This window comes from Arthrobacter sp. Y3221087 (genome assembly GCF_059089905.1).
The window spans coordinates 88,157-104,734 of the sequence record NZ_JBNHFE010000009.1; the positions used below are offsets into that span (position 1 = coordinate 88,157).

The following is a 16,578-nucleotide window of genomic DNA, read 5'->3' on the forward strand; positions in this document are numbered from 1 at the left end:
ATGAATCGAACAATGTTCAAGTCGAAAATCCACCGGGCCACCGTCACGCACGCTGACCTGCACTACGTGGGTTCAGTCACCGTTGACCTGGACCTGCTGGAGGCTGCCGACATCCTCCCCGGCGAGCTTGTCTCGATTGTGGACATCACTAACGGTTCACGCCTGGAGACGTACACCATCGCCGGCGAGCGCGGTTCCGGCGTCATCGGCATCAATGGCGCTGCGGCGCACCTGATGCACGAAAACGATCTCGTCATCCTGATTACCTACGCGCAGATGACCACCGAAGAAGCCAGGGCCTACGAGCCCAAGGTGGTCCACGTGGACGCCAACAACAAGGTGGTCCAGCTCGGCAACGATCCCGCCGAGGGCATCACCCCCGGCCTCCTGCGCCCGCCGTTCGCACTCAACAACGCCGACTTCTAACCGGAGCGTGGTCTCCGGTACGCTGCCCCGCCGCACTCCGCAGGTTCTTCATTGCTAGGAGTGCTGGCGGGCTTCTTTGTGGTGTGGTGCATCATCCTGGTGGGCTGGTTCGTGGGCCGGCAGAAGGTGCTGGGGGACAACGCCCGGCCGGTGCTGAGCTCCCTCACCTTCTTCGTGGCCAGCCCCGCCCTGCTCTTCGAAACGCTGAGCAAGGCCCGACTGCAGGAAGTGTTCGCCGCTCCCCTGCTGGTCACGGCCGTTGCTGCCATCACCACGGCGGCGCTCTTCTTCACGCTCGCCAAATTCTGGCTAAAACGTTCGCTGCCGGAGTCCCTGATGTCCTCCATGGCTGCCTCGCTGGTCAACTCCGCGAATCTCGGCATCCCCATCGCCGTCTACGTCCTGGGGGACGCGAGCTATGTGGCCCCGCTGCTGATCTTCCAGCTCGCCTTCTTCACGCCGCTGTTCCTGCTGATCCTGGACTCCAGCACCAGTTCGCACCGCACCACTCCCCTGAGCTTCATCTTCATGATCCTGCGGAACCCGATGATCGTGGGTTCCGCGCTTGGCCTGGTGGTTGCCGGCACGGGATTCAAGGTCCCGGAGCTGGTCATGGAACCGATCCACCTGATTGGCGGGGCTGCCATCCCGGCCATGCTGATCGCGTTCGGCATGAGCCTCAACGGGACCCGGCCGCTCCAGGCGTCATCGGCACGCCGAGTGGACACCCTGCTCGCCAGCGGTTTCAAGCTGGCCGTGCAACCGGCCCTGGCCTACCTCTTCGCCCGCTTCGCCATGGGGATGGAAGGGCACGCGCTGTTCGCCGTCGTCGTCATCTCGGCGCTGCCCACCGCCCAGAACGTCTTCGTGGCCGCCAGCCGGTACAAGACGGGACTTACAGTGGCAAAGGACACCGTGCTGATTACCACCGTGGTGGCTGTGCCTGCGATGATCGGCGTCGCGCTGCTGCTCACATGATGGGAGAAAACTGATGGGAACCATCCTTGACACCGTGGTGATCGGAGGCGGGGCCATGGGCTCAGCCGCCGCCTGGGCATTGTCCCGCCGCGGCTGCCAGGTGACGCTGGTGGAGCAGTTCGGGCCCGGGCACGCTGTCGGCGCATCGCACGGCAGCACCCGGAACCTCAACCCCGGCTACCACCGGCCCGAGTATGTGGCCATGCTGGCCGAAAGCCTCGCCCTGTGGGACGACCTTGAGCAGGAAAGCGGCGAACAGCTGCTGGCACGCACCGGCATCGTCGCCCACGGCCCCGAGCCGCTGCTGCCCGAGGTTGCCGGTGCCCTCACGCAGGCGGGCATCCGCGCCGAATTCCTCCCTCTCGGGGAAGCGGCAGAACGGTGGCGCGGCATTCGCTTCGACCAGCAGGTCCTGCACATGCCAGACGGCGGCCAGCTCAACCCGGAAGCCGCGCTTCCCGCCTTCCAGCGGCTGGCGGTTGCGCGGGGCGCCGACATCCGGCATCACACCAAGGTGGTGGACTTCCAGGTGATGGACGACGGCGTCCGACTGGTTCTTGAGTCGGCGTCCGGTAGCGAGACGGTCAGCGCCGCCCAGGCGGTAGTGACTGCGGGCGGGTGGACGGGGAAGCTGCTGGGCATTGCCGGCGGCGCACTTCGGATTCCGCGGCTCACCGTCACCCAGGAGCAGCCCCTGCACTTCCGGATTGCGGACGAGGGCGCTGCCTGGCCCGGCTTCAACCACTACCCCGGCACTGGCGCCGATTACCAGGGCTGGTACTCCCCCGTGTACGGGATGCTGACGCCCGGCGAGGGAGTCAAGGCCGGCTGGCACGGCACGGGGCCCGTAGTGGATCCGGACGGGCGGTCCTTCCAGCCCGAGCCCGTGCAGCTCGCAGCGCTGCAGGACTACGCCCGGACGTGGCTGCCGGGGGTGGACGCGGATTCCTTCGAGGCCGTCAGCTGCACCTACACCACCACCCCTGACGAGGACTTCATTCTGGACCGGATCGGACCCGTGGTCATCGGCGCCGGCTTTTCCGGGCACGGCTTCAAGTTCACGCCCGTGATTGGCCGGATCCTCGCAGACCTGGCCACCGGAACCCGCCCCGCGCCGGAGATCTTCCGCGCGTCACGGTAGCAGGCTCTACTTCCTGCCTCCCACCGCGTCCGGCAGGCGGGCCGTCACACCCGCGCGAGCCCGGCCGCCTGGGCCAGCAGCTCGACGGACCGCAGCCGCTCTTCGGTGCCGGTGCTCTGGTGCGCCACGATGAGCTCATCGGCGTCGGCATGCCTGCCGAAGCTGTCCAGGTAGTCCAGGACGACGTCGGGCGTGCCCACCGCGGAGTAGGTCATCATCTGCGAGACGTGCTGGCCCTGGGGCGAGTCGAGGATCATGTCCGCCTCGTCATCGGTGAACTCGCGTCCGCCACCGAAGAACAGGGAAACCCTGGCACGCTTGGTGGCCTGCAGCATTGCCTGCGCCTCGGATACGGAATCGGCGGCGATGACGTTCACCCCGGCGATGACATGCGGCGCGTCCAGCTGGGCCGACGGCTTGAACTCCCGCCGGTACACGGCGACGGCGTCCTGCAGCGCAGTCGGGGCGAAGTGCGAGGCGAAGGCGTAGGGCAGGCCGAGCTGTGCAGCCAGCCGGGCACCGAACAGGGAGGAGCCCAGGATGTAGAGCGGAACATTGGTGCCCTTGCCCGGGGTGGCTTCCACGCCCTGGATGCGGGTGGGGCCGGTGAGGTAGCCCTGCAGTTCCAGGACGTCCTGCGGGAAGCTGTCCGCAGACATCGGATCCCGGCGGAGGGCCCGCATGGTGTTCTGGTCGCTGCCGGGCGCCCGGCCCAGGCCAAGATCGATCCGGCCCGGGTGGAGGGTTTCCAGGGTCCCGAACTGCTCGGCGATGGTCAGCGGCGAGTGGTTGGGCAGCATGATGCCGCCGGCGCCGAGCCTGATGCTCTCGGTGTGGGCGGCCACGTGGGCGATCAGCACACTGGTGGCTGACGAGGCGATGGAGGACATGTTGTGGTGCTCGGCGTACCATACCCGCCGGTATCCCAGCCGTTCCGCGCTCTGCGCCATGGCCACGCTGCCCGCGAAACTCTCTGCCGCCGTCTGGCCTTTGCCGATGGTTGCCAGGTCGAGGATGGAGAGCGGGAGAGTCACGTGGGTGCCGGCCTTTCGAAGCATTGCGTAGTTTTGCCCGTCGGGTCGCGGCGGGCATAACGACGGCGGGCCCCGGCTTATTTCTGTGATGTGCGGAATACCCAGCACCCTGACGAGGTTGCCGCCCCTAAGCAACCAAGTGGAACAGACAGGAGAAACACCATGGCGAAGATCCTGATGGTTGTCTCGGCAGCCGACTCCCTCACCATGAAGGACGGCAGCGAGCACCCCACCGGCTTTTGGGCGGAGGAGCTGGTAGTGGCCCACCAGACCCTGCTCGACGCCGGGCACACCGTGCACATCGCCACCCCCGGTGGCCGCAAACCCACGGTGGACCAGGTCAGCCTGGCGGCGGAGTCGGCCGGCGGCGAGGATCGGGCGCAAGGCTTCCGGGACTACCTCGAGGCGATCGACGGTGAGGTGTCGCAGCCGCTGGCGCTGGCCGGCGTCGACCCTTCCGGCTATGATGCCGTGGTGCTGCCCGGCGGGCACGGGCCCATGGCGGACCTGTACAAGGACCCTGACCTTGGCAGGCTCCTGGCTGCCGCCGACAGGGACGGCAAGATCATCGCGCCGTTCTGCCATGGTCCGGCCGGGCTGCTGAGTGCGACGGACGACGGCGGCGCGTTCACGTTCAAGGGCCGCCGCCTCACGGTGTTCAGCAATGAGGAGGAGCTGGGCGGCGGCACGGGCGAAAACACTCCATGGCTGGTGGAGGACGCGTTGAAGGAGAAGGGCGCCGTCATTGAGAACGGTCCGGCCTGGAGCTCCAACGTGGTCCGCGACGGCAACCTCATCACCGGGCAGAACCCGCAGTCCAGCGAGGACGTGGCCAAGGAAGTCATCAAGGCCCTGGGCTGACGCCCGCTTACGTACAAGAGGGGACCAGCTCGTGGCGAGCTGGTCCCCTCCTTGCGGCGCACGTCGTTGGGCGCCGGCCTGCACGCCGCTTAGACGGCGCAGCCTCCCAGCGCGATCGTTCCGTCAATGGCTGCAATCTGCTTTTGAACGTCGCCGAGCTTGGCTGTCAGATCGTTCACCACCACTTTCTGTGCAGCGATGGCATCCTTGTTGGGCTTCTTCTGGGCCTGCAGGTCTGCCAGCTTTTTCTGCTCGGCCGTGAGTTGAGTGTCCAGCCCCGTCAGTTGGGTCTGCAATGCGGCCAGGTTCGCTTCCGCCGCGGTGATCTCACCGTTCAGCTTGTTGAGCTGATCCAACAGGGGCGCAACCCGGGACTGCAGCGCCAGAATTTCCGCTTCCTTGGCCGTGATCTGGGCGTTCAGGGCTTTTACGTCACCGGCCAACTGCTCCGCAATCAGGTTGATGCTGTTAATCTGAGCAGTCTTGTCAGCCACAGCTGCGTTCGCTGCCGTGAGGGCTGACTCGAGCCGGAGCAAGGCGGCCTGCAGGTCCAGGATCGCGTCTTCCTTGGACTCGACAGCCTCCGTGGCGGCGGTCAAAGCGTCGTTGGCGTCCATCAGCGCGTCCTGCTTGGCCGCGAGGACGTTCTTCTGGTCGGTAACGGCCTGTTGGGCTTCAGCTACCCCGGATACCAGCGCGGGCAGGGCATTCTCAAGGTCGGTAACAACCTTCTGCTGGGCTACAACGGCCTCTGCTGCATCGGCGGCTGCTTCCTCGAGAGCAGGCAGCCCCGCCCGCAGGTCAGCGAGTTGACCTTGCTTTTCGACAACATCGTTGTTCGCAGAGGCCACCGCGTCCTGGAGCCCGGGAAGTTGGGCATTCAGCGCTTCGATCTCAGCCTGCTGTGCGGAGACGGCATCATTCGCGATGTCGAGCACTTCTTGGAGCGGTGCCACTTTCTGCTGCAGTGCGCTGCTCTCCTCTTGCTTGGTGGCAAGCTGGGCATTCAGTGAGTCCACCTGGGTTTGAAGCGTCTTAAGGTCGCCCTTAAGGCCCGAAATCAGAGTGTTCTTGTCGGTGATCTGGGTGGTGACCGTATTGAGCTCGCCCTGCTTCGCGTCGCGGAGGGCGATCAGGTCCCGCTTGCGCTGCGAGTTGCCGTTGATTGCGTCGATCTGCCGGTTAAGGTCCGCGATTTCTGCCGTTAGCGCGTCCTTGGTGGTCGTCAGGGCCGTCAGCTCATTTTTCGCCGTGGTCAGCTGGGACTGCTTGCCTGCAATGGTCGTGTTGAGAGAGTTGATCTGCCCCTGCAGCGTGGCGATTGCCGTTTTGGCGGCTTCAATCTTCGCCACGTTGTCTTCCACCGCTTTCGCCGCTGCCGCCGCATCAGCCTGCAAAGTGACCAGCTCTGCCTCGGCATCGACGATGTCGGCCTTTTTGTCGGCGAGAGCTTCCGTGGCATCAGCCGCGACGGACTGCAGCGTGGCGAGCTCACCCGCGGCGGTGCTTATTTGGGCCTTCTTCTCGGTGAGGGCTGCGTCTGCGGCCGTCGCTGCCGTCTCCCGTTCAGCCAGCGTCTGCTCCGCGGCAGCCAGCTCACCCTGCGCGGCTTCAAGGGTGGCAGCTGCTGACGCGCTATCCGCCTCAAGTGCAAGCAGCTTGGCCTGGGCATCAGCGACCTCCTTCTGTGCGGCGGTAACAGCAGACGCAGTTTCCTCCACCTGGGTGGTCAGCGTCTGTAGCTCGCCCTGCGCCTGCTGAATGGCAGCATTCTTTGCGGCCACGGCGTCAGCAGCGTCGGCGGCATCCTGCGTGAGTGTTTCCAGCTCGGCTTGTACCGCGGTGAGCTTCTCGCTGTTGGCCTGCTGATCTGCAACAGCTTGGGCCAACTGGCCTTCCAGGTGGCCCGCCGCTGCCTCAGCGGCCAGCAAGTCCTCCTGAAGCGGTGAAAGCTCACTTTCAACGTCGGCTTTCTGTTCCCGCAGCCCAGCTAGCGCTGCCTCCACATCCGCGATGGCCGCCGTCGTGTTGGCTCGTTCTTCGACCAACCTTTCCAATTCGGCCTGCGTCGCTGCCTCGTCGGCTGCGAGTTGCTGTTCTTGGGCCTCAAGATCGGCGATCGCCTTGTCTGCCGCTGCAATCTCGTCGTTGAGGCTGGTTTCCTGGCTTTGGAGCTGGACCTTCTCGGCCTCCAGCTTCGCGATGGCGTCTGCGTTCTTCTTGGCGGCTGCCTTGAGAAGGTTTGCTTGGACGCCTCCCCGGTGTGCCTGCTGGTTGACCACACCGTTGCAGATGTTGGTATTGGACGTGGTTCCTGCGGCAAAGGCCGGCTGGACCAGAACCAGGCTGCTGGTGAGCAGGCCCGGCAGGACAACTGCCGCTGCAAGACGGCGGGAGAGGACAGATTTGCTGGGGGAAGTGCGCATGCGAGCTCCTGAGACCATCGGGCGGCCCACTTTGGCCGCTGCCTGAACTAAAGGTAAGTTCCAGCCCCACCGGAGAACACGCGTAATTGGCCACCTGACTTTGGACTTCAAGTACTCGTTTTCTGGAGCCGCCGGGCGGCGCGACTACTTGGTTTCGGCGCTGCACTAGCCCACGCGCAGAGCAGGCGCCCGGCTTAAGCTGTTATTCGGAGTGGATCCAGGTTCAAAGCCATGAGGGGTCGGGGAATGGCGGAAAGTGCATATGGCATAGACAGGCGCCTGGTGCAGCTGTTGGCCCGGACCGTTCGAGTCGACACCGATGCAACCCTTGAGCTCACTGTTGTAGTCGACGGCACCGTCATCTCGGGGTCCGCGGTGTCGGAGCAGGCCTGGGAGCGGCGGCAGAATGACCAGATCCGGGTTGGCAGCCCGGACATCGCCAACGCCTTCGATTCGGAGGCGTCAACCTTAAATGAACAGAGGCCTGAGCAGGATCCGTACCTTCATTTTCTGGGGCCGGTGCTTGTGACCGGGGGCCGGAAGGTTCGCCTGCAGGCAACAAGGGTCGATCTTCGGAAAGTCTCCGCCTGGAGTATAGGCAGGATGCCCGCCGACCAGGAATGGCACCGGCCGTCCTACGAGTGATCCCGCCGGAGCTGTAGCCTGACGCTGCCGGCCTCCGCGGCGCCGGCACCGGCCGCCGCTAAGCTTGCGCCATGGCCAAGAAAACCACAGCAGAGAAGCTTGCCACTATCCAGAAGGGTTACGCCCTGGAAGGGGCCACCATCGAACTGGGGGCCGCCATCGTCGACGGCGAGCTTCACAGAGACGCTCCGGTGCGGCTGCCGCTGGCCATGATGAACCGGCACGGGCTGGTGGCAGGGGCAACCGGCACCGGCAAGACCGTCACCCTGCACATGATGGCCGAGCAGCTGTCCACGGCTGGCGTCCCCGTGTTCCTGGCGGACATCAAGGGTGATCTTTCCGGGCTGGCCACGGCGGCAACGGGCAGCGAAAAGCTCAGCGCGCGCACCGAAAGCCTCGGCCAGCCCTGGCAGGGCCGGGCGTTCCCTGTCGAATTCCTGGCACTCGGCGGTGACGGCAACGGCGTCCCGGTCCGCGCCACGGTCTCGTCCTTCGGCCCCATCCTGCTCTCCCGCATCATGGAACTGAACGACACGCAGGAGTCCAGCCTGCAGCTGGTGTTCTACTTTGCGGACAAGAACGGCCTGGAACTGATCGACCTCAAGGACCTGAGGGCCGTCATCCAGTTCCTCACCTCCGCCGAGGGCAAGGACCAGCTGGAGGAGCTCGGCGGGCTGTCCAAAGCCACCGCCGGCGTCATACTGCGGGAACTGGTGAACCTGGAAGCGCAGGGGCTGGAGAAGTTCTTCGGCGAACCGGAGTTCGATACCGCCGAACTGCTCCGCACCGCCCCAGACGGCCGGGGCGTGATCACCTGCCTGGAGCTGCCCACGCTACAGACCAAGCCCATGTTGTTCTCCACGTTCCTGATGTGGCTGCTGGCCGATCTCTTTGAGGACCTCCCCGAGGCCGGCGACCTGGACAAGCCCAAGCTAGTGTTCTTCCTTGACGAGGCCCACCTGCTGTTCAACGGGGCGTCCAAGGCCTTCCTGGAGGCAATCACCACCACCGTCCGGCTCATCCGGTCCAAGGGCGTGGGCATCTTCTTCGTCACCCAGACCCCCAAGGATGTTCCGGCCGACGTCCTGGGCCAGCTGGCGAACCGGGTGCAGCACGCCCTGCGGGCCTTTACCCCGGAGGACGCCAAGGCCCTGAAGGCCACCGTGTCCACGTTCCCGGTCAGCGACTATGACCTTGAGGAAACCCTGACGTCCGCCGGCATCGGCGAAGCCGTCATCACCGTCATGAATGACAAAGGCGCCCCCACGCCGGTGGCTCATACCCGCCTGCGCGCGCCGGAGTCCGTCATGGGCCCCAGCGATGAAGCCCTGGTCCGAAGCACGGTGGCCGGGTCCGCCCTGCTGCCGAAGTACGGGACGGCCGTGGACAACCCGTCCGCCTACGAGAAGCTGACCGGCAAGGCCGCCGCACCCACTGGCCCGGCAGCGGAAGTTCCCGGCCCGCTGGACATCGATGAGGAGGCCCGCCGCATCGAGGAGGAGATCCTGGGCAGGCCGAGCAACAGGACCAGCAGCAAAACCGCGCCGCGCCGGGATGAGACCCGTGGTGAGGCGCCCCGCAGGCAGCCGCAGCCCCAGCCCGGTGGCGGGATGATGGACGACCTGGGCGCGGTCCTTGGCGGCGCACTCGGCGGCGGCCTGAAGAGCATGGCCAGGTCCGTCGGTACCCAGCTGGGCCGTGAACTGTTGAGGGGCGTCTTCGGCACGTCATCCCGGCGCCGCCGCCGCTGACCACAGCGCTTTCCACGGCGCCCTGACCGGCTGTGCCGCACGCCGTCGTCGGATGCTTTCCCCACGCTTCCGCCCCAAGTAGGGGAGACACCAACTTTAGTGTGCGTTCGCACTAACGTTACTGTAAGGAACGTGCAGATGAGTCAAGCGTTGGTGAGGATAGCGGCCGGATGGCTGCTGGGCCTCATGCTTGCCGTGGCCGGAGCCATCGTTGCCGTGAACCTGGTGAACAACACCGTGGCGAGCCCGCAGCAGCCGGTCCGCGAGTATCTGGACGCCCTGCAGGACGGCGACGGCGGCAAGGCGCTGGGACTGCTGCGCGCCACCGTGCCGCCAAGCAACGCCGCAATGCTGGACGGGACCGGGCTGCAGACCGCTGCGTCCCGGCTCGCCAACGTGGAGATCGGCGACCCGCAGGAACGCCCGGGCGACCAGGTGGTGGTGCCGATGGAATACACAATTGACGGCAGCCGGCTCAGCACCGAATTCCTGCTGGAGAAAACCGGCACGGAATGGATCTTCTTCAACACGTGGGCGTTCGTCCCCACCCGCCTGCCCACCCTGGACATCACCGTGGTCAACGGCAACCAGGCCAACGTCAACGGCGTCCCCGTGAACATGCCCAACGGCCGGAACTCGTTCGCCGTCTTCTACCCCGGCGAGTACGAGGCTGCCCTGAACGGCCAGTACTTCTCCGCTCCCGCCACCCGGGCCACCGTGACGGCCCGCGACGTTCCCGTGGCACCGCTCAACCTGCTGACCCAGGCAACGGGCAAGCTCAAGGAAGACGTGGCGGACAAAGTCAAAGAGTTCCTGGACGGTTGTGCTGCGGAAGCGGCCAAGGAACAGAAGTTGCAGCCGGACTGCCCGTTCTACTACGCCAGCAACAACCGGGTGCAGGACGGCAGCATCAAGTGGACCGTCACGGAGTATCCCAACGTCTCCATCGAACCCTTCGACGGACGCTGGGTGGTGGCCCCGCTGGACGGCAAGGCCAAAGTGGAGGCGCTCCAGCAGAACTCCTTCACCGGCATCTGGTATCCCCTCGAGGCAGAGGTGGACTTCAGCTTCACCACGCGCCTGGACGTCTCCGGTGACGCGGTCAAAGTCACCCCGATGCTGAGCTTCTAGCTCGTTTGTTCCGGTCCTGCGCCACACTGGCCCAGTTTTAGCCGGTTACGGTAATTGCGCCTGCTGCCTCAAGCCGCACTGACCTAATAAGTGGGCCGGTTTGGTTGCGGCCATCGCAGTGAACCGCGTGCCAGCACCTCCCGGACCTGCGACAGGACGCCTTCGGGCGCATGAACGACGTCATCGTAGAAGAACCGGAGCACGGGCATTCCCTGCCGTATTGCCGCGTTATCCCGGCGCCGGTCCTTCTTGAACTGCCGTGCCTCCAAGTGGAAGGCAAGCCCATCAATCTCCACGATCAGGAAACCCTCCAGCAGGAAATCAACCCGCCCTATCCCGGGAATCCATACTTGGGTATCCGTAGTGATGCCGGCGTCACGAAACAGCACCCGGGCCAGGGTTTCCAGGAGGGAGTCGGCGCCATGTTCAACCTTGGACAATACCCGGCGGGCCCTACCACAGCGCCTGCCGTTCAGGTGGCGGAGGAGGTTAGACAGGTCAATGTCTCCACGGTTGTAGGCACACTCTACCATCACCAATGACTCGAGTTCGGGCAGGCACAGCAGTGCGTGGAGCAGTACATCAGGAAGTGCCGCTAGCGTCCGGTGGCGGGGCACCTGCGTCAATGCCAGCCGGTGGCTCACGCACCGCACCGAGCTTCGGCCGTTGCTGTGCCAGTAATGGGGCATCGAAGGTGCCTTGAGTTGCCAAAGTCTGTACATCGGCGCCGCTGACACGCACGTCAACAGCCCCCGTGCACGCCCAGCCTCCACCAGATCCGACTCAGCATCGGCCACAGCCAGCAATCCGCGCTCCAGCCGTAGCACGTTGCCGTTCCGGACCGCCCGCCGCAAGTCCACATCCCTGGCACCTGCGGCCAGCACGTCACGCCTCAGCAGAACTCCCCCGGCGGCGCGAAGGATCTCTGTTGCATCCATCAGGCCACCATGCCTGCAGTTCCTGGCTTCGGGGAGGTACAGCCGCGGCTATGTGGATACCGGGGGCGCCCACTCTGGCCCGGTTTTTGCTGCAAAGCGCAATAAAAGTGGCCCGCTTTCCACTCTTTCGGAGCGAAAACCGGGCCACTTTGGCGGCAGGAGCCGTCAGTCCATGCCGCGGAGGTCCAGGACCAGCTCGATGTCGCCGTCGGCCTGCAGGACCACGGGGATGCCCCAGTCCTGCTGGTACAGGTGGCAGGCAGCGTGGTCCGGGATTTCCCCGTCTTCGGTCTCGGGGCCGTCACAGGCGGCAGCGCGGGCGGTAATGTGCAGCACACCCTCCGGAATCTCGGATGAGAGCTCCACCGTGCGGAGCAGCCCCACGGAGGTTCCGCCGCCGGACACCAGGAGCTCGGGCGGGGTGGAGGAGATCTTCAGCTGCGTGGGGTCGCCCCAGCGGTCGTCCAGCTTCTGCCCGGTGGGGGCGGTGAACCGGACAGTGAGCTCCAGCGGGCCGGGCGCCACGGGGCTCTTGGGCCGGTGCGTCTGGGACGCGCCCTCGTCCACCTGCTGCGCTTCCTTGGGGATGGGGACGTACACCAGTTGGTGCTGGTTGGCCTCCACCACCACCAGCAGCGGCTCGGAACCGGCGGACTGGGTGTGGTCCACAATGACGTCGGAGGGTTCCAGGAGACCCCGCGCCAGGGTTGAGACCGTTCCTGCCGACGGGTCGTAGCGGCGCACGGCACCGTTATAGGTGTCCGCAATCGCGACGGAGCCGTCGGGGAGGACTGTCACGCCCAGCGGGTGCTGCAGGCGGGCTTCAGCGGCAGGACCGTCCCGGAAGCCGAAATCGAACAGGCCCTTGCCCACGGCGGACTCCACGGTGATGGTGCCGGCGTCATCAATCACCAGCTTCCGGAGCGCCGACGTCTCGGAGTCAGCTACCCAGATGTTGCCGTCGGCGTCCTCGGCCACGCCGGAGGGCTGCGCAAACCAGGCCTCGTGCGCGGGACCATCCAGGAGCCCCTCCAGGCCGTTGCCGGCAATGATGTCCACTTCGCCGGATACGGGGTCGAAGCTGAAGATCTGATGGGTGCCGGCCATGGCGATCACTACGGCATTCAGCTTGCGCGACCACACCAGGTCCCAGGGGGAGCTCAGCGACACCTCGAGGGGATGCTCGCTCAACCGGCCGGTGAATCCGGCCGCGTCCTCGTCCACGCGGGCCGGTCCGGTCTCCAGCAGGCGCTGGACGCCGTTGCCGGCCAGAGTGGAGGCCTTGCCGTCCGTGAGGGACAGCCCGCGCAGGCGGTGGTTGACGGAGTCGGCAATCACGACGTCGTAGCCAACCTTCGCTGCCACATCCTCGGGCAGCAGGACCAGGCCCTGGGGTTCGTTGAACTGCGCCGTGGCAGTGTCGCCGGCCGCCGGGCCATCAGCATAGCCCTTGGTGCCGGAACCGAAGGTGGCCAGGACCGTCTTGAAGTCGGTGCCGAGTTCCACCACCCGGTGGTGCCCTGTGTCGGTAACCAGCCAGGAACCCTTTTCAGCAGCATCCTTCACCGCGGCACCTGCTGCCGGGCCGCCGTCGGACACTCCGTCCGCACCGGAGCCGCGGCCGGCGGGAAGGAAGAGCGCCTTGCCGGGGAACCGCAGGGTGCCGGACGTCGGTTCGGGCGCCACATAGGGGCCTGAGCCGCGGTGGAGGGTGCCTTTGGCGTCGTGCTCGGCGATGAGCTCGGGGATCAGCACGGCCAGGCCGTCCGCGTGGCCTTCACCCGAAAGGTGCGCCACGATGTAGCCCTCAGGGTCGATGACCACCAGGGTGGGCCAGGCGCGGGCGGTGTAGGCCTTCCAAGTGTCCAGCTCCGGATCGTCGAGGACCGGGTGGTGGATTTCGTAGCGCTCCACCGCCGCGGCAAGGGCCACAGGGTCTGCCTCGTGCTCGAACTTGGGTGAGTGGACGCCGACGGTCACCAGGACGTCCGAGTACTCCTCCTCCAGCGGACGCAGCTCGTCCAGGACGTGCAGGCAGTTGATGCAGCAGAACGTCCAGAAGTCCAGCAGCACGATCTTGCCACGGAGGGCCTCAAGGTCCAGCGTTTTGCCACCGGTGTTCAACCAGTTGCGGCCCACCAGTTCAGAGGCGCGGACCCGGGCGTGGGTGCGTACGGTTTCGCTCATCAGCGTCCTTCCAGCTTGTTGCGGTCAGCCAGCTTGGCGTCGCGTTCGGCCAATTTGGCAAACATATCGTTGTAAGCGGTGAGATCGGCGTCGTTATTCCTGTCCGCTGCGCGGTCCACCCGCTTGGTCTCCCGCGCGTCGGAACGGGACCACATGATGGCGACGCCGATCGCCACCAGAAGGGTGGGCACCTCGCCGATGCCCCAGGCCACTGCGCCGCCCTTCTGCTGGTCCACCAGCGCGGAGTCTCCCCAGGCCCGGCCAAGGTTGCCAAAGTAGTCGGCGGCCAGGAGGTTGTCCCCGCCCATGATGGCGACGCCGAAGAAGGCATGGAAGCCCATGGTGGCCAGCAGGAGGAGCAGCCGCAGCGGATAGGGCGCACGGCGGGGCAGCGGGTCCGTGCCGATCATGGTCAGGATGAAAATGTAGCCGGTCAGCAGGAAGTGCACGATCATCAGCTCGTGGCCCACGTGCTCGCGCATCGCGAAGCCGAACAGGTCCGAGTAGTAGAACAGCACAATCGAGCCGGCGAAGTTGGCCGCCGCGAAGAGCGGGTGGGTGACCACCTGCGAAAACTTCGAGTGCACGAAGACCAGGATCCACTCGCGGGCACCGCGAGTACCGTCGCCGCGGGGCTGCAGGGCTCGGAGCGCGAGGGTAACGGGGGCGCCCAGCACCAGGAAGATGGGGGCCACCATGGTCAGTGCCATGTGGTCCACCATGTGCGCGGAGAACAGTATGCGGCCATAGACCGACGGCGGACCGGAGGTGATGTAGGTCAGCACCAGCAGGCCGATCACCCAGTTGATCGACCGGAACCACTGCCAAGAGTCGCCGCGGCGGTGGATTTTGGCAACGCCCAGGAAGTAGGACACTAGGCCGAACAGCGCGACGGCGATCCACAGCCAGTCCAGCCGCCATTCCGTCAGCCAGCGCTCCGGCGTGAGCTCCGGGGGAAGTTCGTAGCCGGTGAGGATGAAAGCGGGGGAGGCGTCCGGCGCGTACGTGGTGGGCTGCGGCGGAGCCGAACGGCCCAGTGCGACGGCGACGCCGGACGTTGCGGCCATCACCAGGAGCTCCGCGAGGACCAGCTGCCAGAGCACCCGCCGGGACGACATCGTGTTGCCCTGGCGGCCCAGCTGCGGGATAACCCACTGGCGGTGCATGAAGCCGATTCCGCCCAGCACCAGCGTGGCGGCGGTCTTGGCCAGGATCAGCTGGCCGTACGTGGAGCCGAAGAGGTCGGCCCAGTTGGTGATGCGGATGCTCGCGTTGATGACGCCGGAGGCGAGCACCAGCACGAAGGCGAACCCGGCGAGGCTGGAGAACCTCCTGAGCGTGGCCTCGGTGATGTCTCCGGCGGCCCCTGCCTTGGCGCCGGTCAGGATGCCGGAGAGCAGGGCCAGCATGATGATGCCGCCCACCCAGGTGCTGACGCCCACCAGGTGCAGACCCAGGGAGTTGATGGCGCCCTCGTGGTCCGAAGAGCTGGAGGAGTGTCCGATCAGGGCTGTGGGCACGAGCCCTATCAGTGCCAGGATGAGCGTGAGCCCAAGTCCCCCAAGCGACCTGACGCCGAACAGGGCTGTGGTTACCACTGCCGCGATAATGGTGACCGCCAGCCAGGCGCGGCCGGTTTCGATGTCGGTCATGAAGTACACGAGGGCCTGGGTGAACTCTGCGTCACCTGACAGGCCCTGGCCGGCCACGTCCGCATAGGTGAGGACCAGGACGGCGATGGCCGAGAGCGTCCAGGCTGCACCGGCGGCCGCCGCTGCCGCCAGGGCCCTGCTGAAGGCGGGGTGCTCCGGACCTTCGTTGCCATCGGCCCTGCCCCTGCTGTGGGGGGCCAGGTTCCTCGGCAGGATACCGACGGCGAAGACCAGGCCCCCGATGACCGTCGCCAGTGAAATGTTGTGGAGGGCCTTGCTGACGGGAAGTCCCCATCGGACCAAGGCGCCTGGATCAGCTACGCCGCGGGTGGCAGCGGCGCCGGAAAAGATGAGGGCCGCCGTCAGGCCCAGGAACAGAGTGGCCAGTCCCGCGAGCTGCCATGGGATGGAGACACCCAGGGCATCACCGCCCGGTGCCCGTCCGCCTTTGCCGGCGGGCAGGGGTGTGGTGGATTGGGATTTTGCGGCAGAAGACACCATTCCATTGTCCGCTACGCCTGCCCGGGCCGCGAATCTGCCGATCAAAGGGCAGGGCGCACGCAAAAGGGGCGGCAACCATCCGGTTGCCGCCCCTTTTCTGTCCGGCCCGCGCCGCTAGGATGGCGGACCGAGAAGAAGTTGCCTACTTCTTGTTGGAGACCGCAGCCTTCAGCTTGGAGCCGGCGGTCAGCTTAACGCTGTGGCCTGCTGCGATCTGGATGGTCTCACCCGTCTGCGGGTTGCGGCCGGTGCGAGCTGCACGGTCGGTACGCTCGACGGCGAGCCAGCCCGGGATGGTGATCTTCTCGCCCGCGGCGACGGAAGTCTCGAAAACCTCGAACAGTGCGTCGAGGACGGAGTTGACGGCTGCCTGGCTGGTGCCGGCCTTGCCCGCTACCTCTGCAACAAGTTCACTACGGTTCTTAGCCATTTATGTCCTCCTGGACGATCATGATTCTGGAGCCTCTACGCGGCATGCGCACAAGCCACTGTTCGAAAACTTACCAGCTTGGGCGGTCGGGGGCCGCAAATTCCGCGTGTTTCCGCGACTTTTTGAGGTTAATCACCGGATTTTGGGGAGTTTGCGGCCCTTCCGGCGGCCGGTGATCCTTTGGATTCCCCGCTGCGGAACCCCTCGCCGGCACGCTCTCTCAGTTCCTGCGGTGTTTGCGCGGATGCTCTCCCACTTGTGGTGGTGTCTTCGCCGATGCGCGCTCACTTCTGGCCGCTCCCGGGCCGGACGCGTGGGCGGTCGTTCCTGGGGAGGGTGGGCGGGGGTTGGTGCCAGAGCCGCCACGGGTGGGCGCGGGTTGGTGGTTAAAGTGGTAGGGCCCTGACAGTGATTGTCAGGGCCCTACTAATGTTATGTCCGGCGGTGTCCTACTCTCCCACACCCTCCCGGGTGCAG

Annotated in this window: 13 protein-coding genes; 7 read left to right on the forward strand and 6 right to left on the reverse strand. The window is 65.9% G+C overall.

All coding sequences use genetic code 11. The features are described from left to right. From panD to AC5RUO_RS18600, 3 genes are read left to right on the forward strand one after another with little or no spacing between them, the layout of a single operon-like run. Complete coding sequence (gene panD / locus AC5RUO_RS18590) at positions 1–426, forward strand: aspartate 1-decarboxylase (RefSeq protein WP_494009890.1); 426 nt, start codon at positions 1–3, stop codon at positions 424–426. 51 nt (positions 427–477) lie between these two features. Further along, positions 478–1,404 (forward strand): AEC family transporter, encoded by a 927-nt coding sequence (locus AC5RUO_RS18595; protein ID WP_494009891.1) that lies wholly within the window; start codon positions 478–480, stop codon positions 1,402–1,404. A 13-nt stretch (positions 1,405–1,417) separates the two neighbouring features. After that, positions 1,418–2,545, forward strand: coding sequence for an FAD-dependent oxidoreductase (locus AC5RUO_RS18600; RefSeq protein WP_494104287.1), 1,128 nt, complete (start codon positions 1,418–1,420; stop codon positions 2,543–2,545). 44 nt (positions 2,546–2,589) lie between these two features. Here the strand turns inward: AC5RUO_RS18600 and AC5RUO_RS18605 are convergent, their stop codons facing one another. Then, positions 2,590–3,579, reverse strand: a complete 990-nt coding sequence (locus AC5RUO_RS18605; protein WP_494009893.1) for an LLM class flavin-dependent oxidoreductase — start codon at positions 3,577–3,579, stop codon at positions 2,590–2,592. Between the two features lie 162 nt (positions 3,580–3,741). Here AC5RUO_RS18605 and AC5RUO_RS18610 point away from each other — a divergent pair, with 162 nt between their 5' ends. After that, positions 3,742–4,440 carry a type 1 glutamine amidotransferase domain-containing protein gene (locus AC5RUO_RS18610; protein WP_494104288.1) on the forward strand — a complete coding sequence of 233 codons (699 nt, stop codon included), beginning with the start codon at positions 3,742–3,744 and terminating at the stop codon, positions 4,438–4,440. Between the two features lie 89 nt (positions 4,441–4,529). Here the strand turns inward: AC5RUO_RS18610 and AC5RUO_RS18615 are convergent, their stop codons facing one another. Beyond that, entirely contained in the window at positions 4,530–6,866 is a 2,337-nt protein-coding gene (locus AC5RUO_RS18615; RefSeq protein WP_494104289.1) for a coiled-coil domain-containing protein, read from the reverse strand. A 246-nt stretch (positions 6,867–7,112) separates the two neighbouring features. Between AC5RUO_RS18615 and AC5RUO_RS18620 the strand changes: the two genes are divergently transcribed. The 3 genes from AC5RUO_RS18620 to AC5RUO_RS18630 all read left to right on the forward strand — a co-directional run bounded on the left by AC5RUO_RS18620 (position 7,113) and on the right by AC5RUO_RS18630 (position 10,393). Continuing rightward, positions 7,113–7,511: a GvpU-like protein gene (locus tag AC5RUO_RS18620; RefSeq protein ID WP_494104290.1), complete on the forward strand. Its 399-nt coding sequence runs from the start codon at positions 7,113–7,115 to the stop codon at positions 7,509–7,511. 71 nt (positions 7,512–7,582) lie between these two features. Next, complete coding sequence (locus tag AC5RUO_RS18625; RefSeq protein ID WP_494104291.1) at positions 7,583–9,262, forward strand: helicase HerA-like domain-containing protein; 1,680 nt, start codon at positions 7,583–7,585, stop codon at positions 9,260–9,262. Positions 9,263–9,400: 138 nt separating this feature from the next. Then, complete coding sequence (locus AC5RUO_RS18630) at positions 9,401–10,393, forward strand: hypothetical protein (RefSeq protein WP_494009898.1); 993 nt, start codon at positions 9,401–9,403, stop codon at positions 10,391–10,393. Between the two features lie 83 nt (positions 10,394–10,476). On the opposite strand, the gene AC5RUO_RS18635 is transcribed toward AC5RUO_RS18630, so the two are convergent. From AC5RUO_RS18635 to AC5RUO_RS18650, 4 genes are all read right to left on the reverse strand, one after another. Further along, positions 10,477–11,331 (reverse strand): endonuclease domain-containing protein, encoded by an 855-nt coding sequence (locus AC5RUO_RS18635; RefSeq protein ID WP_494104292.1) that lies wholly within the window; start codon positions 11,329–11,331, stop codon positions 10,477–10,479. 165 nt (positions 11,332–11,496) lie between these two features. Then, the gene (locus tag AC5RUO_RS18640) at positions 11,497–13,518 is read right to left on the reverse strand and encodes an NHL domain-containing thioredoxin family protein (protein WP_494104293.1); all 2,022 of its coding nucleotides are present in this window, start codon (positions 13,516–13,518) and stop codon (positions 11,497–11,499) included. Then, the gene (locus AC5RUO_RS18645; protein WP_494104294.1) at positions 13,518–15,671 is read right to left on the reverse strand and encodes a bifunctional copper resistance protein CopD/cytochrome c oxidase assembly protein; all 2,154 of its coding nucleotides are present in this window, start codon (positions 15,669–15,671) and stop codon (positions 13,518–13,520) included. Before AC5RUO_RS18645 ends, AC5RUO_RS18640 begins: the two co-directional genes overlap by 1 nt. Positions 15,672–15,813: 142 nt before the next feature. Continuing rightward, complete coding sequence (locus tag AC5RUO_RS18650; protein ID WP_009358243.1) at positions 15,814–16,101, reverse strand: HU family DNA-binding protein; 288 nt, start codon at positions 16,099–16,101, stop codon at positions 15,814–15,816. Positions 16,102–16,578 lie beyond the last annotated feature (477 nt).